Genomic DNA, 22,249 nt, shown 5'->3' with positions numbered 1-22,249 from the left:
TAACTTTGATTAAGATTCTTTTTGGCATCGCCATAATGCCCTGATTGCCTTATGGCAGTGCATATAAGAGATCAAATTAAACAAAATGGATTTATAGACATCCGTTTAACAGCTTAAAGTGACAGAGTGATCAACATTCGGTTGCTAAGGCTGATGACTTATATAGGTATCTAGAGGCAAATTAACATGAAATTCTCTTGGAAAGTCCTAGTACTCTGGACATTGCCGGCTTTGGTAATTGGCTTTTTCTTTTGGCAAGGGGCCTTTGCAGGCGCTCCTGCTGACATGAGTAAGAATGCAGCCAATACTCGCATGACCTATGGTCGCTTTCTAGAATACTTGGACGGCGATCGCGTCACTAGTGTGGATCTGTACGAAGGCGGTAGGACAGCAATTATAGAAGCCCGCGATCCAGACATCGAAAATCGTGTCCAAAGGTGGCGGGTGGATTTGCCTGTTAACGCTCCTGAGTTAATTAGCAAGCTCAAAGAAAAAGATATTAGTTTTGATGCTCACCCCATGCGGAATGATGGCGCAATTTGGGGATTGTTGGGTAATCTCGTGTTTCCAGTTTTATTGATTACTGGGTTGTTCTTTTTGTTCCGGCGTTCTAGCAACCTCCCCGGGGGCCCGGGTCAAGCGATGAACTTCGGCAAATCCAAGGCGCGTTTCCAAATGGAGGCAAAAACTGGGGTTAAATTTGACGACGTAGCCGGGATCGAAGAAGCTAAAGAAGAACTGCAAGAAGTTGTCACCTTCCTCAAGCAGCCAGAAAGATTTACCGCTGTAGGCGCACGCATTCCCAAGGGAGTCCTGTTAGTTGGGCCTCCTGGAACTGGTAAAACTTTACTAGCAAAAGCGATCGCTGGCGAAGCAGGCGTACCATTCTTCAGTATTTCTGGTTCGGAATTCGTGGAAATGTTCGTCGGTGTCGGTGCATCCCGCGTCCGTGATTTGTTCAAGAAAGCCAAAGACAATGCCCCCTGTATCATCTTCATTGATGAAATCGACGCAGTAGGACGGCAACGGGGTGCTGGTATCGGTGGCGGTAACGACGAGAGAGAACAAACCCTCAACCAACTCCTCACCGAAATGGATGGGTTTGAAGGTAATACAGGCATCATTATTATTGCTGCCACCAACCGTCCCGACGTATTAGACTCAGCCTTATTGCGTCCCGGTCGCTTTGACCGACAAGTAACAGTCGATGCACCCGATATCAAAGGACGTTTGGAAATCTTGCAAGTCCATTCGCGGAACAAGAAACTAGACGTTAGTGTATCCTTGGATGCGATCGCTCGCCGCACTCCTGGATTCACTGGTGCTGACTTAGCCAACTTACTCAACGAAGCGGCTATTCTTACCGCTAGAAGACGCAAAGAAGCGATCACCCTCCGCGAAATTGATGACGCAGTGGATCGGGTAGTCGCTGGGATGGAAGGTACTCCTTTGGTAGACAGCAAGAGCAAGCGCTTAATTGCCTACCACGAAATTGGACACGCCTTAGTTGGGACTTTGTTAAAAGACCATGACCCAGTGCAGAAAGTCACCTTAATCCCACGGGGACAAGCACAGGGTTTGACATGGTTTACTCCCGACGAAGAACAAGGGTTAATTTCCCGTTCTCAACTCAAAGCCAGAATTACTGGTGCTTTAGGCGGTCGCGCTGCTGAAGAGGTGATTTTTGGGGCTGCGGAAATTACCACTGGTGCCGGTGGAGACTTACAACAGTTGTCGGGAATGGCGCGGCAAATGGTGACGCGGTTTGGGATGTCAGATTTAGGGCCGTTGTCACTGGAAAGCCAGCAGGGAGAAGTATTCTTAGGTCGTGACTGGACAACCCGATCTGAGTATTCCGAATCTATCGCCTCCCGTATTGATGGACAAGTGCGAACGATCGTGGAAGAATGCTATGAAAACTCGAAAAAGCTTATCCGTGATAATCGCACTGTCACTGATCGCTTAGTCGATCTGCTCATCGAAAAGGAAACCATTGACGGCGAAGAATTCCGCCAGATTGTGGCTGAGTACGCTGATGTACCTGAAAAGCAGCAGTACGTACCGCAACTGTAAGCTCTTAAGGAAAAATCTTGAGCTATTGCTCAATTTCAATGGGGATAGTGTTAACTATCCCCATTATTTTATGTAAATTTTACAATACAAGTGTACTACATAGTTTTTTTAGCTCAGGAGTGAATTGTGCCAACAACAAAAGATACTCGCCTCCTTTGTGCTCAACACTCCCTTGAGGGTCTATCGGTGGGTAATGCTTTTGGAGAGCGATTTTTTCTCCATCCAGATGTGGCAGAAAATCTGATTGTCGCCCGTCCCATTCCAGCATCACCTTGATATTATACCGACGACACTCAAATGGCACTTTCGATTGTGACACTACTCCGTAAAAACTGTAGGTGCTTCTATACATCAGCAATATTGGATACCTGCGGAAGATTTACCTGAGTTCAACTGCAATATCGTTGGTTTGATCGAAGTAATATCAGAATTTCGCCAATCACCAACTTGAAAATCCGAAATTTGCAGCATTGGTACTGTATATAAAAATCTACCTACTTTTATTTGCACAATTTATGAATAGTAAAGTTAAATTATTGACTCTTGCTTCTTTAACGTTGACAGTTTCTTCTCTAACAGTCGGAACAGTTGTAGCTTTGGCAAAACTGACAAATCAATCGAAACTGTTCATCAATGGTATCGGAGAAGTAAGAGTTGGGATGACTGTTTCCCAAGCGGCAAAAGCTGCTGGTACTAAGCTAATTGGCGATTCACCGAATAACAGTTGCTACTACGTTAAGCCACAAAACGAACCCAAAAATCTTTTGTTCATGGTTACAAAAGGTCGTATTTCTAGAGTAGATGTGCGGCAGAATACCGAGATTACTACCCTTAAAGGTGCAAAAATTGGCGATACTGAAGCGCAAATCAAGTCTCTCTACCCAGGACAAATTAAAGTCACACCTCATAAATACGTCCAAGGCGGACACTACTTGACATTTATCCCGAAAGACCGTACTAACCAGAACTATCGTGTGGTATTCGAGACTGACGGGAAGCGTGTCACTCAGTTTCGGTCAGGTAAACTGCCAGAAGTTGAATTTGTTGAAGGCTGTTCTTGATCTGAGATATCATCAAACTTACTTCCTTAGCTTCCGCAGCTTGCGTTGGCTATGCCCGCCGTACCCCTACGGGGATCTTGCTACGCAAAGCGTCTGGTAGAGTTGGCATTGCTGCACTTTACTCCCAAGATGATCCAATGCCGTACAGCGCCTTTAATCTTAGCAAAGTAAAAACCGACTTTAAATTAATCTTGGTTGAAAATCAAGATTTATTTGGGGATGTACAGGCCGTTTCTCCTAGTGAATATTTAAATTTGATTTTCTCTGAGCATCTGCCATTAGTAACAGCAATAAATACAGAAAAAGCTCGTTCTGAACTAATTATTATGCCTGTTTTAATTGAAGTTAAACGCTTCTTTAAATACCAAATTAGTATATTTTCTGGTTCAGAGTTTAATGTAGATGCTTCTAAAGGCTTAGAAGGACGCTGTGATTTTATTCTCAGTTGTTCACCAGAACAATATGATATTACTAGTCCTGTCGTGACTATTGTGGAAGCTAAAAATGAGAGTATTAAATCTGGTTTAGGACAATGCATTGCGACAATGATTGCATCTCAATTGTTTAACCAGCAACAAGGAAATATTATAAATGAAATTTATGGTGTAGTCACAACAGGAACAGATTGGAAATTTCTCAAACTTTGTGACAATACCATCTTTATCGATAAGAACGATTACTTTATTAAAGAAATAGATAAAATCTTAGGAATTCTGACAATGACTCTGATGGCTTGTCCGCAATTTTAGCTTGGGGATGGTACACACCATCCCCATTTTTTATCGTTCTACTTCATCCACTGCTTTGGGAACCCCCGCAGTTAACACCTCATGTCCATGAGATGTAACTAACACATCATCCTCAATACGAATACCAATACCAATCCATCGAGGATCAGTCTCTGGTTGGTCTTCTGCTAGTTTGGTGTCAGGTACAATATATAATCCCGGTTCCACCGTCAGAATTTGACCTGGTTGCAAAATCTGCGGTTTATCTTCACCGTGCTGGTAAACACCCACATCATGGACATCCAACCCTAACCAATGACTGGTGCGATGCATATAATATGGCTTATATTTCTCTTCCTCAATTAACTTGTCAATTTCACCTTTGAGAATGCCAAGTTCGACTAAACCTTCGGTGAGGACGCGCACTGCTGTATCGTGAACTAATTTGAAGGGATTACCTGGTTGCACTTGGGCGATCGCTTGTTTTTGCGCTGACAAAACAATCTCATACAGCGTCTTTTGTTCTGGCGTAAATTTACCCCCGACAGGAAATGTCCGGGTAATATCGGAGTTGTAATAACCGTAGGCACAACCGGCATCAATTAGCAGTAATTCTCCATCCTGCATTTGACGATTATTTTCAATGTAGTGTAGTACGCAAGCATTTACGCCAGAAGCCACAATCGAAGGATAAGCCGGGCCTATCCCACCCCGGACTCGAAAGATGCGTTCCATCTCCGCCTGAATTTCGTACTCATAACGTCCGGGTGCAGCGATTTCTTGTGCGTAATTGTGTCCTTCAGTAGCGATCGCTACTGCTTGACGCATTAATCCCAACTCAGCTTCACTTTTGATTAGTCTCATGCTGTTGAGGACTGGGCCAGTATCTTCAATGGCGATCGGCCCTGTACCACGCTTGGGATAAGTCCGCATTAAACTCTGATAATGTCCCAGAATTTGGTCATTGAAGGTGCGATCGCGTCCTAAGTGATAGTAAATGCGGTTAGCTTTTTCCAAATACTGTGGCAACTTTTCATCTAACTCGCTAATCGGGTACGCTTCATCAGCACCATAAATTTCCTTGGCTGCATCTACTCCACAAAGATAACCAGTCCATACTTCCCTTTCCCGATCCTTCGGTTGGACAAATAGCACGAACCGATGTTCTGAATGATGCGGCGCTAACACTGCAACTGCCTGTGGTTCGTTAAAACCAGTCAGGTAGAAGAAATCACTGTCTTGGCGATAAACATACTCGACATCGTTGTGCATCACTGCCATTGGCGCACTGCGAAAGATGGCTGTGCCATCACCAATTTTTGCCATTAACTGCTCGCGACGCTGCCGATATTCTGCTTGCATAGCTGATGTATGTATTAAACTATTGTGTGATTTTACACTTTTGGCAACTAGCGGATGCACAGATTATGCTTCTCAGTAGTTGCTAACTAAGTTATTCTAGCCAATATTTGTTTCAACTCAAGTCATAAATTATTGATGAATAATCAATTATTTTGCGACTGGCGTCTGGCGAGTCACTCTTGTTGCATCTGGCGTGCGACTACAGGGGGGTCGCAACAATTTACAATTTTCACGAATGATTTAGGACTGCTACATAAAACACGAAAAGTATTTTGCAATTGCTTGTATAGAACTTGATAATTTTAGAATAATTGTTTCAAAAAAACATATATTTATCTTCAACTAATAACATTAATAAAGAAAAAATAGTTATAAAGAAATATTGAAGCCCTAGTAAATGTTATTGGATTACAGAAAGAGATTGTCAAAAAAAGTTAAAACAATATAACAACCAATCATAAAAATACACCATGTCTGGAAATCAAAGTTCCTTACCCTTATCTTTGAATACATCTAAATGGGTATCAGACTCTTTAGCAAAATCAAAAATCTTGACATCTTCTTTTGATAGTTTGAATTATGATTTGGGATTTGGCAGTAAGAGTTCCTCATATGCACTACAAGATGAACCATTGACCAAGCCTGTCAAAACGTCAGCAAATCCCAATCCTAATCCTTACTTAACTAGTGCAGCGATTACTCCTGACTTTAACGGTGATGGCAAAACGGACAAAGTTTGGGCCGATTCTACAACTGGTGAGATTATCATTCGGTTAATGGATGGAACAAAAGTTATTGACCAGGGTTCTCTAGGTAAATTCGACCTATCCGCCTATGATTACAAAATTGCTGACTTCAATGGTGATGGCAAAACCGACTTCTTATTACGCAATAAGACAACCGGTGAGAATGGCATTGCGCTGATGGATGGAACCAAAGTTGCTAATTCAGCTGCTCTAACCAGTGTTGACCCAGCTTGGACTCCTCAGATTGGCGATTTCAATGGCGATCGCAAAACCGATATCTTCTGGCATAATCCGACAACCGGTGAGAACGCTATTTGGGAGATGGATGGTACAAACGTTCTGAATGCAACTGTTTTAGACACTACAGACACAGCCTTAACTCCTACCATTGTTGATTTTGATGGCAATGGCAAGAGTGATGTTTTCTGGCGCAATCCGACAACCGGCGATAACGGCGCTTGGTTTATGGATGGTACGCAAAAGACTGAACTTTCACTGCAATCACAAGACGCCGCCTGGACTCCTACCCTTGGTGATTTTAACGGCGACTATAAGACTGACATTCTGTGGAGAAACCCTCAAACAGGTGAAAACAAGGTTTGGACGATGAATGGGATCATAGTTACAGAGGGTGCTCTGAAGACACTTGACTCAGCCTGGACTTCTAAGATTGGCGATTTCAACGGCGATGGCAAGACCGACATCTTCTGGCATAATGGCACCACTGGCGAGAACACCGCTTGGTTGATGGATGGTACAACAGTTGCCACTGAAGCTTTCTTACCCACTAATACCGCATCCTTGACACCATCCCTTGGCGACTTCAACGGCGATGGGAAGACCGACATCTACTGGCGCGATCAGACAGGAGGTGCAGACAAAATTTGGACTATAGATGGAACGACAGCGGTTGAGACTCCCATCAGCGACGCAGATAAGCTTGGTGGAGAGTGGTATACCTTCTAAAACCTAGAAACAAAAGTCATTCGATTTTAGATTTTTCCTTCAATCCCAAATCCAAGTTGTGCTGTCAACGCACCAAAAGTGCGACCCAAAATCTAAAATTGACAGAGTCAGAAGTTATATCATGTCCGGTCAAATACCCATAATAGCTGTGCTAATCCCACCTCGGCAAAGCTACACTTTTGCTCCCCAAAGCATTGGGGAGGGGATGCTTTTATGATCGACAATTAGATGGACATCATATCAGGAGGTAGGGGACAGGAATCATTGATTATTCTCTATGATCTACTTATCCTCTGCTCCTTAAAACTTGTAACTCAAAACCTGAATTTCCCCATTTTCCGGCAATTTACCAGGGCTAATGGAAATAGTATCTGTGTTGCTACGTCGCACTGGCATACCTTGCATCAAGGTCAGAAAATCATCCAGTGGCGAAATATCGCACGTAGCAGCATCAGCAGCCTGTGTCCGGTAATGAGTCGGAATCACCAACTTAGGATTTAATACTTGAACAGCCTGCTTTGCTTCCTGGGCATTGTAGGCTTTTGCACTACCTCCCACTGGAATAAATGCCACATCGGGACGCCCCATCAGGATTTTTTGCTCAATGGAAATGGGCGCAGCGGCTCCCCCTAAGTGTAGGATATTAATTCCGCCTTGCTTCCAACTCCAAGCAGTATTTGAGCCAAACTGCCTACCACCTTTGTGATCGTGGTCTATAGCAATTCCTTGGAACTTAATGCCTTTGAACTCGTAAACTCCTGGTTCGTAAATGAGTTTTGCATTTCCCGGTAGTACGTCCACAGCCCCTTCATCCAGTAGTTGGCTGCTAATCAGTACCAAATCTGCTGCAACTTTTGGTGGACGATATTTAGCAGTACAGCCGACCGCCCGAAATGGATTGACGAGAATTTTCGCACCGCCACCAGTAAAAAGAAAGCAAGTATGACCCAACCACTGAACTGATAAACCGCTAGATTGTGCGTCAGCTTGAGATTCATAACTCAAGGTAGTAACTAAAGCTGTGACCAACCCCGCCCCAGCATAGCCCATCAACTGTCGTCGCTTCATTAATTATGCTCTTGACTGTAACTGTTCCAGAAAATTTCGCAATAACTGTTTTCCTGAAGATGTCAGGACACTCTCTGGGTGAAACTGGACGCCCTGAATGTGAGGATAGTTCCGGTGTCGCACTCCCATAATGGTGTTATCTTCAACCCAAGCGGTGATTTCTAACACATCTGGGCAAGTCTCACGTTCTATCACCAAACTATGATACCTGGTGGCGGTTAAAGGATTTTCTAATCCCCGGAAAACCCCCACCCCAGTATGAGACACCTGAGAGGTTTTGCCATGCATCAACTCTGGAGCAGAAATTATTTTACCACCGAATACTTGACCGATGCTTTGATGTCCTAAACAGACACCCAAAATTGGCAACTCTTGGCCTAGCTGTTCAATCAACTCTAGGGAAATGCCGGCATCTTCCGGGCGACCAGGCCCAGGAGAAATAACCACGGCTTCGGGCTTTAATGCCCGAATCTCATCTATGGATATCTTGTCGTTACGAAAAACTTTAATATCATCTGCCACTGAGAATTCTGCTGCCAATTCTCCCAGATACTGCACTAAATTATATGTAAAACTGTCATAATTGTCGATAACTATAATCAAAGCTCATCACTCCTGGTTTTTACCACTCATCAATTGCAAAAAGCATAGACAAATATCTCATGCTATTTGTTCGCTAGGTGTAAAAATAACGCTAACGTGGACGCATAAATATCAAGCGGCTACTTTGGGACAAGCCACTTGCTAAAGATTACCAAGTAACCCTTTAGCTAGGATGGTTAGCACGATCGCATTACTTCAATTTTAAATTTCTGATAATGTGTTCTCCAAAGGGGATCGGACAGAGGGTGATTTTCTTCCCGACTCACTGAGCGATGCCTGCAGGGGTCACTGAGCGGCTGGTGAGCGCACTTGTACTGAGCGCAGCCGAAGTAAGTCGAACCATGCGTCGCAAATGATGTCTATAAAGCCGATATAATTAACCTTACCAGAGGAGGGAGCAATAGCGTACCAGCTACCAGCACCGCTACCAAAGCAGAGACAAGGACTGCACCAGCCGCACAATCTTTAGCGATTTTTGCCAAATCATGATATGTCTGCTTAACGGTTAAGTCCACAAGAGACTCGATCGCTGTATTTAATAACTCTAATGCCAAAACTAAACCACTAGTTACACCAATTACCGCTATTTCCACCGCTTGCAGATGTAGAAAAACGCTCAAAGCAATCGCTAAAGCACAAACACTTACGTGGATACGAAAATTACGTTGAGTTTGAAAACTATAGCTGATTCCGGCCCAGGCATATTTAAAACTAACAAATAAATTAGAGGCTACTTTCCAGGAGAATTCCCGTTCGTTAGACACCAGTGTTTGTAACGAGGTGGGCGTTGGTGATGGAGAAATTTTTTGGGACATACACTTAAAAACACAAAAACAGAGTTGCTACAGTGGGAATCTTCGCTGATCTTAATGGTGCAATTAACTTTGAGACAATTTTTAAGCAATTTTGCACAGAAGTATTATAAAAGTATTACCCAAAATTAACACTAAGGGATACACAAGCTTCTGCTATCCCATGTCAATAGCAATACCTATTGCGTTCAGCAATCTCACTTGCTGTTCTAACATTCGCCCCAAACTTTCTTCATCAGGATGATCCCAGCCTAACAGGTGCAATAAACCGTGAGCAGCTAACCATGCTAGCTCAGTTGGTAAGCTATGTTCCTGCTGTTGAGCTTGAAGGTGTGCTGTATCTACAGACACAATAATATCACCTAAATACAATGGTACAGAGGCAAGCATTTCTTTGCTTTGAGGAAAATCCACCTCCAAAGCAGCAAAGGCTAAAACGTCTGTCGGCTTATTTTGTTGTCGATACTGGGCATTCAGTTCTTGTATTTGCGAGTCATCTGTCAAACGCAGCCCAATTTCATAACTTGACGCTGGCGGAATATGAGGATGAAGTATTTCTAACCAGCGATTAAACCAATTTTTCCAAGTTTCAGCAGGAATTCGGGCATAAGTGTCCCCAATCTTTACAGATGTTGTTGGGGACAACTCGTAAAAATACTCTTCCACGTATAGTTCAACTCTCAGAGGCACACAGTCTCCTAGTCTGAGGTTTACAGTTTGTCGTTAGTGAGTTAGATAAGCAAGACCAACAAGGAGAGCTAAAAGCCCTACGGCAGTCAACGCAAAATGCTTCAGGGAAGTTCCACCCTTCCGCACCATGTTTCGCATAGCAAGTTTTACGTAGCTAGGTTGAGGTTCTGTTGAAGGAGAGTTGCTCATAGTTATTTGCCTACAGACTCTTTTATAACTGTAACAGTTGGTCTAGGATAGAATCGCGATCGCCTGTATATTGCTGAGGAATTTATCTGAAACCGTCCCAATAATAGAGGGTGCTATGCGATGTCTACGACGGGCTATGACGCTCGAAGACTCGCTAACGCTTCGCTATCGGCGTCGCGCCAATCTAAAATACGAGAAAATAAATCATTGCTACTAAATAATAGTAAAAAAATCACTTAGTACAGTGTTGCGGAAGTTTAGCTACCTTTAACAAGGGGATTTTGCCCCAAATCTTGTTAATTGAGATGGTAACTGGATTTACACGCCCGCTGTACTAGTACCTATTGCTAATCCCAAATTATACCAGAGTGTTTTCTACTAATTTATTTTCTTGGCGCAGATAAGCTTGGATGAATGTATCAAGTTCACCATTCATCACATCTATAATCCCATTAGTTTCTGTATTTGTACGTAAATCTTTCACCATTTGGTAAGGATGAAATACATAGTTACGGATTTGGTTACCCCAGGAGGCTTCCACCATATCGCCACGAATTTCGGCAATTTCTTGGGCCCGTTGCTCCTTGGCTATAACCAACAGCTTTGCTTTAAGGCGATTTAAGGCTTTCTCTTTATTTTGCAGCTGCGATCGTTCTTCTGTACAGCGCACGGCAATACCCGTGGGAAGGTGAACAACCCGTACCGCCGTTTCTACTTTGTTGACGTTTTGCCCACCTTTACCACCAGAGCGAGTTGTGGTGATTTCCAAATCCTTATCTGGAATGTCAAGCTGCACAGAGTTATCAATCTGCGGCATCACTTCCACCCCTGCAAAACTGGTTTGTCGCTTGCCGTTAGCATTAAAAGGTGAAATCCGCACTAAACGATGTGTACCCATCTCCGATCGCAAGTAACCATAGGCATAGCGACCATTAATTTCTAGGGTTGCCGATTTAATTCCGGCTTCATCACCCTCCGACTCTTCAGCTAAAGTTACCTTATAGCCATGAGCTTCGCCCCAACGGGTGTACATCCGCATTAGCATAAATGCCCAGTCTTGAGCATCTGTGCCACCAGCGCCAGCACTGATTGTCAGTACAGCACCTTCAGCATCATAGGGGCCAGAAAGTAACTGTTGTAACTCCCACTGGTCAAGGTCACGATTCAGCTTGGTGATGGTAGATTCTGCTTCTTGCAGTAGTGCCTCATCAGTTTCTAACTCCAACAACTCAACAACTGCCTTAGTATCTTCCAGATTGGCTTGCCACTGATTATACTGCTGAAGGTGGGCTTTAATATCGTTGAGTTCTTGTAGCGTTTGTTGGGCTTGGGTTTGGTCATTCCAAAATTCTGGTTGTGCTGATATTTTTTCGAGGTCTTGAATTTTGGCTGTCAGTGCAGGTACGTCAAAGATAGTCCTGGGTTTTACCCAGGCGGCCAGACAACGTTTCGATTTCGCGTTTGAGTTCTAAGACTTCCATAGTGTTTGCTTTAATTGATCGATAGAGCGCTTTGGATTGGGAAATTGCTCTTTATTCTACTTATATTTACGCGATCTGCAACTTAATATTATAACATATTCTAACCTGACTTCTATTCCTCTCTCCTAAAAAGAAAGAATCTTTGAATTTTCCCCCTTCTCTATGAGGAAAGGGGGTTGGGGGTTAGGTTTGAGTAAAAGTTGGACACAGCGTTATATTTATTAATTTTAGCTGTAGTTGAGCAAATTCTCTCTGTACTACTTAATATAAGTTACAAAAATTACTTAAAATTATCAAGTGCTTCTTTGGTCAGTGAACCTGGATTTCTCACCAGGATTTTCCAAAGGCTTATGAAACCTAAATTAATGGTAGATAAGGCGTTCAATACTCTGTCAAAATTTTTGGTTGGTCAAAAACGCCTGAAATATAGTTGGGATAAATGTTGTGATGAGTGCGATCGCTCAACCGATTAACTACCTCAATCTTTTGATAGTACTTTTTTACTATATTGAATAGGCAAATTATCTAGTACTAATAAAAAATTGACAAGTTCATCAAAAGATTATTCATTGCAATCGCAGCTTACATCCTATAAATTTTAAAACTGTAGGAAATATTTCTGTTAACTTTATATTTTTACAATATTAGGACTTACGCACACTCTACGATTGTTGGCGTTCTTCTCTAACGAGACGCTTCGCGAAGGCATCTTGGCGGTTCCATAAATTAAGCTTTTTAGCGATTTTTGCGTAATTCCTAAATATTTGAATTGTCTCTTAAATAAAATAAATTATAAAATTCATAAGAATTAAGAGACTTATATAAAAATTGTATCTTTCATAAAATTGAATATTAAGCTTTTGTAAAACTCAATAATTTTTAAAATTGGAAGTTTCAAATGGTACTCCGTTCACTCAACATATGGCTGTTTCCACTAGTTTTCACCTCAATTAATATTTGTTTAAATGCAGCGATAGCAACAGCACAGACTATATATCCATTTAGTGGCAACTATCGCACTACTGTTAACATTCAGCCAATCTCAGGCAATGTTTCACAGGTATCTGAGATAGGTGTGAGTGATGATGCTCCATATAATTTAGGACGATACGACGGTCTGACATACTCAGTGATTGATGCCAAAGGAAATCTCACTTTTAATAACAATCCACAAGTGTTTGGCGTCCAAGGTTTTCCATTAGGCTACATCGTTTTTGGTAGCGGTACTAACAAGTTGTTTGGAACTAGTGATGCCAGTGCTGAAGTTAATTTTGATAATCTGACAGCAAAAGGTTCTGGCATCGTGAATATCACTGGCGGTGAGGGCATATTCAAAAACGCTACAAGCACACTATTGTTCTCCGAAGAGGACATAGTTAATCTGGGATCAATTATTACCTTGAATGGTCTGGCTTCAGTAAAGGGTTCTATCGAGGTGTCCCAGGAAGTCCCAGAACCAAGAACTATGACGCCACTGATTAGTATAGGTTTAGCTGGAATCGGTTTTTTTGTGCGTCGACGCCACCGTTGATTCGCTGGGTAAATTCTTGGACAATAAATGCATATATAGGGCTTGCGACGATTGGTCTATATTAAAAAATTGTTGTGTAGTTTAGAATACCTTCGCCAAAAAAAGATTATGAAGAGATCAGACCGATGTAGTAAAGTTGTTGTCTTCCCAAATTCCAATACTTCCAGAGCAGCCTTGGTATCTTCTAAAATAGAGTACCATCGCTGATATTGTTCCTGTCTGTTGAATATGAGATATACGATTTTTTTTATTGTCTGATGAGCAGTAGTTGGATTTTCTCAAAAAGTTGCTTTAGGAACTAGCTGATTTAGGTGTGAATTCTTACAGTAAAATATGGAAGGTCAAAGACAGTTCACTGGTTGACCCAGGATATTCAACAACCTTTCTACTTCACTTTTGATATTTAAGAGTTCAAGCATAGTTTTGCTCACTTAAAGCTTAACTTATCTACATATTCTACTGGTAAACAGATAAAAAACCGTGGTTGCTGAAAATTTCACCACGGTTTTTGCTTTATAAAACTTTACTATTGTTAGTGCCTACAGGTAATTAATCGCGGCCATTAATGGCAATTAGCAACCGCAAGATAAAGACGAACAAGTTGATGTAAGTGAGGTACATCGACAAAGCAGCAGGTAGATACTGGTCATCGCTGTAAGTGCGGGGCAAGATGTAGAAATCGACAACAGAAACCCCAACAAACAGAAATACCCCCAAACCGGAGATAGCAATTTCTAACCAATTTGGTGTGTAAACATTAAACATGGCAAACCCGAATTGGGCAAGGCACACAACCACCAAGGCGATAACGCCGAGATTGATGGTTTTCGTCAAAGCCATGCCGTCTTGTTCAGAGAGATTTGAACCTATTTGACGGGCAGCAATAAAGGTGACACCACAACCAAGGGCAGCCAACCCAATGCCTTGAATGCCAACACCTTGGGATCTCAAAGCGACGAACACTAAGCCACTGAGGGTATAACCAGACAGGAGGCTGTAAGTTGCTAATAGAGGTAGTGCCAGAGCTTTGTTACCTTTTTGGGCAACATTTTGGGCAACAAAGAACAAAATTAACTCCAGAATCACCGCACCAATGAAGGTGGGAAAAAATATTTCGGGGTTAGTACGGATAATTCCTAAACCGCCGTAGGTTCCTAATGCCGTTAGCACTAATCCACCACCGACGTAGGGGAGGGCGTTGGCAATCACGTTTGGGCCAACGAGGGCGTGAGATTTAGCCTCACGGATAGCTTCACGAAAATTACTGGTATTGCTCATATTGAAAAACTGTTTTTTAGGAAAACGTTCTGCTTATTCCTATTCTTACCAATCTTTGGGGTTAACAGCCAAGGATTTAATACCGTTGCCAAATCTGAAGGGTGGCTTTGTTGTTAAAAATTAGAATCGTCAGTCTCTGAGGCTTCCACAGGATCTTTAGCACTGACAGCATACTCTTTAGCCTTAATCGCAAAACGAAAAGGTAAAGGCAGAGCTACGTCATTGGCAAAATAAGGCCAACGACTTCTGAGAGAGTGGACAAAATGAGCTAGCTTGTCACCCTTGATTTCTGGGTGATGAATCAAGGCTATTTCTAAGATTCTGGCTTTTCCAGCTTGCCTACTGCCATTGTCAAGACGAGACTGCCATGTGCGTAATATGTGCTTTTCAGTATTTAAAGGTTTTCTAACGCTCAAGTAGAGCGATCGCTCCCCATCATCACATACATTCTGCCATCGATAAACACCACTGGTTCGACTACCAGGAGAATCTTTAACAATAGCAACTGGCACTTCACCATTATCTGCAACTCGTAAGCGCACAATCCAGAGGCGATTTATTTCTTCTTGTGAAAGATGCTGTTTCAGCGTTTGTAGTGGGTCATTATTTAGTAGATTTTGGTTTTGTAACCAGTTCAGCATTTTACGGGCATTTTGTGCTTCTGCCATGAATAGCACACGTGGGGATTTTTTCTCAGTAATTGGAGTATTTAAGCAATCTTGCAAACATTCAGCAACGAATTTATTGATTAATCTTTGTTCTTTTGTTTGCTCCTTGCGCTTTTGTTCCTCATCAAGTTCTTCATTACTTTCATCGTAGGAGTTGGCGTCCCAGTCTTCATCTGAAAGATGTGCAAGTCCAACAGGATAAGATACCCAACCTTGTTTATTAAATAAATCAGGTGTTGTTAACTCCACTTTTGCTGTTAGTGGATTAACTCTAATCATCAAAACAACAGTTTTGGGAATATTTTCAGCATTTGTTTTGCGAGTGCGGCGTAGAACATAAAAGCACGTTAACCAGACATCAGCATCAATCCCATCTTTTTCAGGATTAATTAAAGGAGTATCCGGGAAAATTCCGAATTTTCTTACTAAGTCTGATACTGCTTGTTTCACTGGTTCTAAACCAGATTTTTTCAGCTTATCCGGGTTTGTTATGGTAGTAATTCGGTGGAGATGTTGATTGAGATAGCCTGCTTTTACTGCTCCAATTCGCCAAGCAAGCTTGGGATCAGCTTCAGTTATGGGAGGTTTAGGTCTAATTTCAATTAATGCTCCGCTTAGTTCTTTGGTTGGGGGTATAAATGCAGTAATCTTGCTAATGCGTTCTGCTAATAAATCAGGACGTTGCTGTTGAGAAGTTCTCCTTGTTTCAGAAAAACTTTTAATTTCTAGGTTTTGTGTAAGGTCGCCAACGTGTTGAGTCTTGATACACAGCGAACCGTATACTCCTTCATAAATATTACCTACGTTTGTCGGTGATAAATACAGTAACTTGCAAATTTCATCAATTAGTGCATCACGACATTGTGGAGTTTCCCACAAAATCAGTATCGTGTGAAGAGGATTTTCAAGTTTACGAAAGACTGCTGGTGCTGCTAATTTTGGTCGCAGCATTGGCGTAGCTGAATGATTTGGGTCTTCAGATTTCTTAGCTTTTTTAGGCTTGGGAGATTGGTTATCTTTGTCAGCAAGCAGAGGAACAATTTTATTTTTGGGTTTCTCTGAAGGCCAGAAGATAAAAACGTTACCTGACTCATTTTCGGCTTCACCCACACGCCGGACGGGCAAACGTGCTTCAATAGCTCGATCTAAACTTGCTAAATCCTGTGGACTGACACCAGCAAGACAAGGAGGATCGCCTAATTTAGAAGTGTAGGCGATCGCAGCTTGGATACCACTAGGAATTGTGTTGATACCTGACCAATTGTGATTTGGGTTAGAAACGAAATTATTTGGGTCAGGAAGTTGAGAGTCATTGAGAGAAAAAAGATTACTGATAGCTTGAGGCCATTTCACTTCCTTTCCATAACGGTTGATCGTCACTGGAATAAAGCAAAAGGGTTGGCGTTGGCCATCTAACCATCGACGGTTATCACCGATATGAGCTTTTACACCTGGGTACGGTACATATTTCAGAGGTTGAGTCAGCCAGCGTCGAACTGATAAATGATGATAGATAATCGGTTTTTCGCGCCAAGGAACTGTTTGCAAAACAAACTCAAGGACAAACGAAATATATGCTGTTTCTGTTGTTTCCTTTCCTTTAGTGACCGTAACTTCACTGGGAGGCCATGACATTAACTCAGCGCCTTGGAGGCTAACCACTCGGTAAAATGTCAGTTGATATTGCTCATCAACACCAAAGCAGACTGTTGGGTTTTGGAGAAACTCCTTGGCAAGGTAATCTGGAATGGCTTGGTAAAGGTTGCTTGTTTCGACCTTATCTTGAGGATGAAGTAAATCATACATTTTTGGCTCTTCCCAGTGCCAATCATCATTATTCAGATTTGCAAGCTGTGACTCAACATCTTCTAAAGAACTGAATTCTTCAATCAACCAATCTTTGATATAGTTACCCAAGTCAGAAAGGTCTGTGGTTTCTGTGGCTAACAGCCAAGATACATTGCCTCTCTGCCAGCCATTACGTACAGTCTTGATAATTTGAGGAAAGCTACCAACTATCAAAGGGTCAAGAGAATAAACTGGTACGGCTCGATAACCTTGACCTCTGAATCTGGCACGCTGTTGAGCAAGGTTGTTGGCGACTTGTCGCCACATAGTAGGAACATAGATTGCAGAGAGTTCGCATGTTGGATTCGTTGCAGTAAGTTCCCAAGCACCAGGAAGAATAATTTTAGTCATAGTTTAAGTTTCTTTGTTGCATTTGTTGAAGTGCGTTCAAAAAAGTGCCATAAAGCGATCGCGCCAAAACATCCTCGCCTTCGATATAGGGTTCCAGCACCTTGATGATGGCAACCAAAAGTGAAGTGCTTTCACTGTCTTGTTCGCCAATAGCTGAATTTGGAGCAAATTTCACATCGATAAAATGGACTACTGCTGGTACACCACCACGCACCAAACGCCCGATGATTTGCCAGATACTGACTAACTGCGTCCAGCAAAGTACTGAGCGCTCGTCTTTTGTTAGTTGTTTGAAAGACCACGCTGTATAGTTCAAATTGACCATCTCGGCAGCAGCATTCTGGTAGAAGATATCTGCAACCTGAGTTAGGGTTAGGTTTCCCAATATTGATTGAGCTTCTTCGTAAAGGGTGGAATCTTTTTCGTGTTTCAGCGCCCAAGCGTTGAGTTGCTGAACGGTAGATTGCCAGTTATCAGGTATTGGCATAGGTCTGTTGAGGAACAGGACTGCACCGAATGCGGCTTTACCTTGAGCATTCAAGATATTGTGACCCCGTTCTAAAGCCATCAAAGGAGCAACTACAATTTGAGTGGGTAAATGTTGTAAATTCCGAATTTCACTGCGAGGAATACCATGAAGATGAGCCGGAGCATTGTCACGCCGGAGGGTAGCAATACCGTCGTCATCATTGATGTTTACGTCGAAGCGGTAGCGTGATTGTAAGATAGACGCGACCCATTCTGATTCCTCATAGCTACCCACAACAATCAAGATGCGATCACGATCACTCCACCATTCAGGTTGCTGTTGTTTTCGCTCTTGTAAATCCTGAAATACCCCATCAAGAAAATTCTCTGCACCTCTTAGTGAGTGGCACATAGCCTCGACCATTTCTTTAGCAGCAAGTTTGCGTTTTGCAGGTGGTAATCCTGATAAAGCAATATAGTTCGCTTCTCGATTCTGTTTGGGACTAAAGAAAAATTGACTCTCAGCTATACCGGCTTCACCCGTTCTGGGTTGCAGCAACACGGTAGGTTTTATGTTGATGTGATAGGCTGGTGAACCAGGAGCGTAGCTAGTACCTGATATCAGAACAGTATGCGGGCCTTCCCAGCCATCAACTGCAAACAGTTTTGGGAAATTTAAGAGTATTGCACGGCCTACGCCCACATAGCGAAAATAGTCCAACTTACCAGCTTTTTTATTGCTACGTTCTTGCTTATATAAAAAGCCTAGAATATTTCCTACTGGCGATTCTGGTAAAACTGGGAGAAAGTCTTTGGGTGGGCGATGCAAGAGGTCTTGGTTTAAGTCGTGTAGGTTCATTACCCGACCAAGATCGCTCAAGTTATCAACTAAAAAACCTAGTCGGTTGTCGAGTATGGTAGTTAAAATCGCAAATTGAAGATTTCGGATTAGTTCCTCAAATTGAGCTTCATCAGGTAGGGAAATATTGTGATTTTCTAACCATCTTTTGCACCAAGGAGCAATTTCAGCTAATGCTTGACGATCGCTTTCCGCAGTCAGGATTGTCAATGCCAAATCTGAAAGTTCACCTCCACGACGGCGGTTAAGCGGATATTGCAAAAATCCGTCTAGTTCGTCCATCATTTGTTTGCGGCGGCGACGTTGTTCTGTGGGAGCCAAATCTGCTTCAATGATGCGTTGACGCCGTTCTTCCATGATTTGTTGGCGAGTTAGCTTTGGTTTCCCTGAAACAGTAATGTTGGGAGGATCGACAAGATCGCGGATAATCCGAGCAAATAAAGAACGACCTGTAAAGGGAAGAGGCCCCAACCACTCAACTAGTTTAGAGTGAGTAAGGAGTAGATGATAGATACGGTTAGTTGCATTTTGAGTGTGGTAATGGGCGCTTGTCCAAGCAAGAAAGCGATCGCCTGCCATGTCACTGCGATCGGAATTGTAAATCATGGCAAGATTCAGTCCGAGTCTATTTAAAAATGAGTTTCCAGAAGCATCAACTAAGACTTCATCAGGGGCAAACTCTTCGTCAAACTGAATCTGTACGCGATCGGCTTCGTCAACAAAGAGATACTTGCATTCTCGATAAACTGCCTCAGCAAAGGTCAGGTCTTGTTCAAACCCTTGGCGGGGTACACGAGTATGAATGAAACTAGCAGGAGTGAAAACCCAGACTAAGGCTGTAGCAATATCTTGTTCTAAATGGTGACGTGGACATTTGTAATAAAAGGGACAAGTGTATTGTTTATAATCGCTTTCTTGCAAGTCTTCATCATCAGAATCATCATTCTCAGCTATAGGAACTTTTTGATAAAGCTTGTGACAAGGTTCATTACCAAATTCCCACTTCTCTTCTGATTGCGCTAAAGCTAAAAGTGGGCAGACTGGACTAAACCAACGCCATGCAGGGTGCATCCCTCCCTTAGTAACTTCCTGACCCTCACTTTTGAGAATTGGTTCATAGACTTTTGTCAATTGTTCTTGGCGGTTACTACCCAGCACTGGTGCAGCCGGAATTTCTAATTTGTGGCAAAACAAAGAAGCGAGGCGAACTGCTGTAGCTACATCATTTACCATCAACCCACAGCGATATCCTTGTTTAGCCAAGAAGTAAATCAGAATTTCCAACAGCGTAGACTTGCCCACATTCAAAAGTCCAACAATGTGGATCAGCCCCTCAAAATTCAGTTGATTACCCTGATAGAAATTATCTGATTCAGCATCGTATAGCTGGAAGAGGACATTTTCCAAGCGGTTACGATAATTTTCTTGTTGCCCAAACTGAGATAATTTATCGTCCATTTCTTGGGCAGCTAGTAGTAATTCCTCACGGGTAACGCTACACGGTGGATTCTGCTCAGTCCGTGTGTGATGAAGGGATACCACAGATGAGGGTGCTATATTAGCAACTTCCTTAGGAATATCAATAGGAACTTCAACGGGAGAGTTACCCTTTTGGGAAATCTTGGCATACCACCGTCCCTCAGTTACTAAGTTGACTTTTCGTTGTCTATGCTGTGGGGTTTTTAATAAAGTTGGGCGATATATCTCCCCTAAACGATTTGGGTAGATACTGGATGGAATAAGTTGAGGAACATTCCTTGCGTCTTCAAAGCTATAGATTCTAATAATTTCAGGTAAGTTGATGTACTCTTGAAGAACTCGCAACCACTGCCTACCTTTGCGCTGAATCAGATAGAAACGAGCATTTTGTATAATCTGCCAGTTGCGATCGCTTTGTAGTTGTTCAACTGGAAAGCGATATCCTTTCAACAAAGCTTCCACAGAAGTTGCGGGTTCTTCTGGTGCTACTTCCTGAAGTAAGGTTAGTCCCAATTCCACATCAGCAATGAGTTGGGCAAGACGCTTAATTTCTCGCTGATGTACCTTAGCATTTGCGTTAACTAAACTAGATGCTACATACTGTTTTAATTCATCTGAGTTGCGGAGTTTTTTGCACAGTTTCTTGCGCCAGCTAATAATCTCACGCATTATTTTTCTTCCCTAAAATTGCTTGGGCTTGAGTAATGATTTCGCTAAATAGGCGTAAGCATACCCCCTCAAGTTTTGGTTCTAGTTGTTCGCGCACAACTTTTATCCGCAAAAAATCTTCGCGTTCATCTGGAAAAACTACAAAAGTTTCCGTTGTATCACGCCGATACTGCACCTTTTGCAAACGTTCCTCATCTACAGATGCCCAATCTTTGAGATCAATTGCCCAGCGAACTTTGCGCGGGAATTCTACAAGTAAGTCAAATTCATCGACAAAAGGCCAGAGAGTAACGCGTAAACCCAACTTTGTCAGTTCTTCTTTAAGTTGAATTTCCCAAATTCCTGGCAGTGTGCCGTACAAATGTACGCCTGGTGTAACAGCTTTCCAATCCGCTGCTTTTTCTTTAGGAATAGGTGGCAATGGTTGGAGGTTACTATTTGCACAAAGCCTTTCGCACCAAGGGTTACGGCAAGTGTAAGTACTATCAGGGCGTTGGCGTTGCACATACTTGCAGCGCGGACACAGATGATAGACGTTGCCCTCTGCTAACTTATCCATATCGACATAGATTTCTAGCTGCGTCAATAACTCGCGCAGTGGTCTGAGTTCGGGTAAACGTAGCTGTTGCCGATATTGTGAGTAATGAAGAGTGGGTTTAGGAATGATTAGTAGTCGAAAAGCGCGATAGGCATCGTTTAGCTGATTTCCCCGACAGTATTCCAGTACATCTTTCAGTACTGACTCTTGTACCTGCGCCACCACATCATTACCTGAAACTTGCCATTCTCTAGCAAAATCGGAAACTACTCCGTCTTCTATAATGCTGACATCTGGCGAAAGGTATTTAATTTCTTGAGCTGGTTTCCAGGAAGTAATAGATGTTTCCGCCCAATCAAAAAATTGGGGTAGGTTCTCTGGGGCTTGTTCTCCCCGCAGCAACGAAGTTAAGTATATACGGGACATCCCAATGCGGAGGGCTTCAGGTACTTGATTTCGCTTTTCTAGTTCCAGTTTTTCCCACTGCACTACGCCAGTAGCTAAATACCGCAGAGTGTCTGTCACAGATATCTGTAAAGATGGTGTCTCCGATTCAGATTGAAGGAGGCGGAGACTGCGGGCGCTATGGTCATCCCATTCAACATCTATACCGCGCATGGTCTGCAACCACTTCTGAACTGTTGCTTTCTGGCGGGGTTGCATTTCGAGTTCTTGACACAACTCTTCCAATGTTGGTCCCAGTTGATGGATGCTAAACCATTGCTGAAGTGTATCCAGAATTTTTTGTCGGTGTTTAGTGATTTTCATTGTTCACCCTCCT

At 42.6% G+C, this 22,249-nt stretch carries 18 protein-coding genes; 7 read left to right on the top strand and 11 right to left on the bottom strand.

The features are described from left to right. The first annotated feature begins 186 nt into the window (after positions 1-186). The 4 genes from ftsH2 (at position 187) to V7K40_RS00730 (ending at position 3,883) form a co-directional block, all read left to right on the top strand. The gene (ftsH2, locus tag V7K40_RS00745) at positions 187-2,073 is read left to right on the top strand and encodes an ATP-dependent zinc metalloprotease FtsH2 (RefSeq protein ID WP_334955916.1); all 1,887 of its coding nucleotides are present in this window, start codon (positions 187-189) and stop codon (positions 2,071-2,073) included. A gap of 126 nt (positions 2,074-2,199) precedes the next feature. Then, positions 2,200-2,349 carry a hypothetical protein gene (locus V7K40_RS00740; protein WP_334955915.1) on the top strand — a complete coding sequence of 50 codons (150 nt, stop codon included), beginning with the start codon at positions 2,200-2,202 and terminating at the stop codon, positions 2,347-2,349. Positions 2,350-2,588: 239 nt separating this feature from the next. Further along, positions 2,589-3,134: a hypothetical protein gene (locus V7K40_RS00735; protein ID WP_334955914.1), complete on the top strand. Its 546-nt coding sequence runs from the start codon at positions 2,589-2,591 to the stop codon at positions 3,132-3,134. Between the two features lie 137 nt (positions 3,135-3,271). Continuing rightward, positions 3,272-3,883: a hypothetical protein gene (locus V7K40_RS00730; protein ID WP_334956040.1), complete on the top strand. Its 612-nt coding sequence runs from the start codon at positions 3,272-3,274 to the stop codon at positions 3,881-3,883. A gap of 30 nt (positions 3,884-3,913) precedes the next feature. Here the strand turns inward: V7K40_RS00730 and V7K40_RS00725 are convergent, their stop codons facing one another. After that, positions 3,914-5,224 carry an aminopeptidase P N-terminal domain-containing protein gene (locus V7K40_RS00725; protein WP_334956039.1) on the bottom strand — a complete coding sequence of 437 codons (1,311 nt, stop codon included), beginning with the start codon at positions 5,222-5,224 and terminating at the stop codon, positions 3,914-3,916. A gap of 470 nt (positions 5,225-5,694) precedes the next feature. Between V7K40_RS00725 and V7K40_RS00720 the strand changes: the two genes are divergently transcribed. Beyond that, a complete protein-coding gene (locus V7K40_RS00720; RefSeq protein WP_334955913.1) occupies positions 5,695-6,936 on the top strand; it encodes a VCBS repeat-containing protein in 1,242 nt (413 codons plus the stop codon). Positions 6,937-7,236: 300 nt separating this feature from the next. Here the strand turns inward: V7K40_RS00720 and V7K40_RS00715 are convergent, their stop codons facing one another. The 6 genes from V7K40_RS00715 to prfB all read right to left on the bottom strand — a co-directional run bounded on the left by V7K40_RS00715 (position 7,237) and on the right by prfB (position 11,779). After that, positions 7,237-8,004 carry an MBL fold metallo-hydrolase gene (locus V7K40_RS00715; RefSeq protein ID WP_334955912.1) on the bottom strand — a complete coding sequence of 256 codons (768 nt, stop codon included), beginning with the start codon at positions 8,002-8,004 and terminating at the stop codon, positions 7,237-7,239. Between the two features lie 3 nt (positions 8,005-8,007). After that, on the bottom strand, positions 8,008-8,607 hold the full coding sequence (locus V7K40_RS00710; protein ID WP_334955911.1) for an aminodeoxychorismate/anthranilate synthase component II: 600 nt from the start codon (positions 8,605-8,607) through the stop codon (positions 8,008-8,010). Between the two features lie 359 nt (positions 8,608-8,966). Next, positions 8,967-9,422 (bottom strand): diacylglycerol kinase family protein, encoded by a 456-nt coding sequence (locus V7K40_RS00705; protein WP_273763329.1) that lies wholly within the window; start codon positions 9,420-9,422, stop codon positions 8,967-8,969. A 153-nt stretch (positions 9,423-9,575) separates the two neighbouring features. Continuing rightward, positions 9,576-10,103 (bottom strand): rRNA maturation RNase YbeY, encoded by a 528-nt coding sequence (gene ybeY, locus V7K40_RS00700; protein ID WP_334956038.1) that lies wholly within the window; start codon positions 10,101-10,103, stop codon positions 9,576-9,578. A 39-nt stretch (positions 10,104-10,142) separates the two neighbouring features. After that, the gene (locus tag V7K40_RS00695) at positions 10,143-10,298 is read right to left on the bottom strand and encodes a DUF3285 domain-containing protein (protein ID WP_104904774.1); all 156 of its coding nucleotides are present in this window, start codon (positions 10,296-10,298) and stop codon (positions 10,143-10,145) included. Positions 10,299-10,656: 358 nt separating this feature from the next. Further along, positions 10,657-11,779, bottom strand: a protein-coding gene (prfB, locus tag V7K40_RS00690) for a peptide chain release factor 2 (RefSeq protein ID WP_334955910.1) whose coding sequence is annotated in 2 segments (ribosomal slippage) — positions 10,657-11,706 and positions 11,708-11,779 — 1,122 coding nt in all. Because the reading frame shifts where the segments join, the coding sequence is not laid out codon by codon here. A gap of 350 nt (positions 11,780-12,129) precedes the next feature. Here prfB and V7K40_RS00685 point away from each other — a divergent pair. Both V7K40_RS00685 and V7K40_RS00680 read left to right on the top strand, forming a co-directional pair. Further along, the gene (locus tag V7K40_RS00685) at positions 12,130-12,252 is read left to right on the top strand and encodes a hypothetical protein (RefSeq protein WP_334955909.1); all 123 of its coding nucleotides are present in this window, start codon (positions 12,130-12,132) and stop codon (positions 12,250-12,252) included. Between the two features lie 425 nt (positions 12,253-12,677). Next, positions 12,678-13,310: a hypothetical protein gene (locus V7K40_RS00680; protein ID WP_334955908.1), complete on the top strand. Its 633-nt coding sequence runs from the start codon at positions 12,678-12,680 to the stop codon at positions 13,308-13,310. A 549-nt stretch (positions 13,311-13,859) separates the two neighbouring features. On the opposite strand, the gene V7K40_RS00675 is transcribed toward V7K40_RS00680, so the two are convergent. The 4 genes from V7K40_RS00675 to V7K40_RS00660 form a co-directional block, all read right to left on the bottom strand. Continuing rightward, positions 13,860-14,588 carry a Bax inhibitor-1 family protein gene (locus tag V7K40_RS00675; RefSeq protein ID WP_334955907.1) on the bottom strand — a complete coding sequence of 243 codons (729 nt, stop codon included), beginning with the start codon at positions 14,586-14,588 and terminating at the stop codon, positions 13,860-13,862. Positions 14,589-14,701: 113 nt separating this feature from the next. Next, positions 14,702-17,455, bottom strand: coding sequence for a DUF3962 domain-containing protein (locus V7K40_RS00670; RefSeq protein ID WP_334955906.1), 2,754 nt, complete (start codon positions 17,453-17,455; stop codon positions 14,702-14,704). Then, the gene (locus V7K40_RS00665) at positions 17,448-20,930 is read right to left on the bottom strand and encodes a hypothetical protein (RefSeq protein WP_334955905.1); all 3,483 of its coding nucleotides are present in this window, start codon (positions 20,928-20,930) and stop codon (positions 17,448-17,450) included. The genes V7K40_RS00670 and V7K40_RS00665 overlap by 8 nt, the downstream gene beginning before the upstream one ends. Continuing rightward, on the bottom strand, positions 20,923-22,236 hold the full coding sequence (locus tag V7K40_RS00660; RefSeq protein WP_334955904.1) for a Fis family transcriptional regulator: 1,314 nt from the start codon (positions 22,234-22,236) through the stop codon (positions 20,923-20,925). Before V7K40_RS00660 ends, V7K40_RS00665 begins: the two co-directional genes overlap by 8 nt. Between the last annotated feature and the right edge of the window lie 13 nt (positions 22,237-22,249).

The organism is Nostoc sp. (assembly GCF_036917195.1).
In the GTDB taxonomy this organism is placed as follows: Bacteria; Cyanobacteriota; Cyanobacteriia; order Cyanobacteriales; family Nostocaceae; genus Nostoc.
The sequence above is the reverse complement of the archived record's forward strand: the minus strand, read 5'-3'. Positions and strand labels throughout refer to the sequence as shown.

What these genes read in the sequence shown, in the direction of transcription:
- V7K40_RS00685 (WP_334955909.1), top strand. Translation starts at nt 12,130, where the DNA reads ATGAAACCTAAATTAATGGTAGATAAGGCGTTCAATACTCTGTCAAAA.
- V7K40_RS00715 (WP_334955912.1), bottom strand. Translation starts at nt 8,004, where the DNA reads ATGAAGCGACGACAGTTGATGGGCTATGCTGGGGCGGGGTTGGTCACA.
- V7K40_RS00705 (WP_273763329.1), bottom strand. Translation starts at nt 9,422, where the DNA reads ATGTCCCAAAAAATTTCTCCATCACCAACGCCCACCTCGTTACAAACA.
- V7K40_RS00680 (WP_334955908.1), top strand. Translation starts at nt 12,678, where the DNA reads ATGGTACTCCGTTCACTCAACATATGGCTGTTTCCACTAGTTTTCACC.
- V7K40_RS00670 (WP_334955906.1), bottom strand. Translation starts at nt 17,455, where the DNA reads ATGACTAAAATTATTCTTCCTGGTGCTTGGGAACTTACTGCAACGAAT.
- V7K40_RS00665 (WP_334955905.1), bottom strand. Translation starts at nt 20,930, where the DNA reads ATGCGTGAGATTATTAGCTGGCGCAAGAAACTGTGCAAAAAACTCCGC.
- V7K40_RS00695 (WP_104904774.1), bottom strand. Translation starts at nt 10,298, where the DNA reads ATGAGCAACTCTCCTTCAACAGAACCTCAACCTAGCTACGTAAAACTT.
- V7K40_RS00735 (WP_334955914.1), top strand. Translation starts at nt 2,589, where the DNA reads ATGAATAGTAAAGTTAAATTATTGACTCTTGCTTCTTTAACGTTGACA.
- V7K40_RS00675 (WP_334955907.1), bottom strand. Translation starts at nt 14,588, where the DNA reads ATGAGCAATACCAGTAATTTTCGTGAAGCTATCCGTGAGGCTAAATCT.
- V7K40_RS00720 (WP_334955913.1), top strand. Translation starts at nt 5,695, where the DNA reads ATGTCTGGAAATCAAAGTTCCTTACCCTTATCTTTGAATACATCTAAA.
- V7K40_RS00730 (WP_334956040.1), top strand. Translation starts at nt 3,272, where the DNA reads ATGCCGTACAGCGCCTTTAATCTTAGCAAAGTAAAAACCGACTTTAAA.
- ftsH2 (WP_334955916.1), top strand. Translation starts at nt 187, where the DNA reads ATGAAATTCTCTTGGAAAGTCCTAGTACTCTGGACATTGCCGGCTTTG.
- V7K40_RS00725 (WP_334956039.1), bottom strand. Translation starts at nt 5,224, where the DNA reads ATGCAAGCAGAATATCGGCAGCGTCGCGAGCAGTTAATGGCAAAAATT.
- V7K40_RS00660 (WP_334955904.1), bottom strand. Translation starts at nt 22,236, where the DNA reads ATGAAAATCACTAAACACCGACAAAAAATTCTGGATACACTTCAGCAA.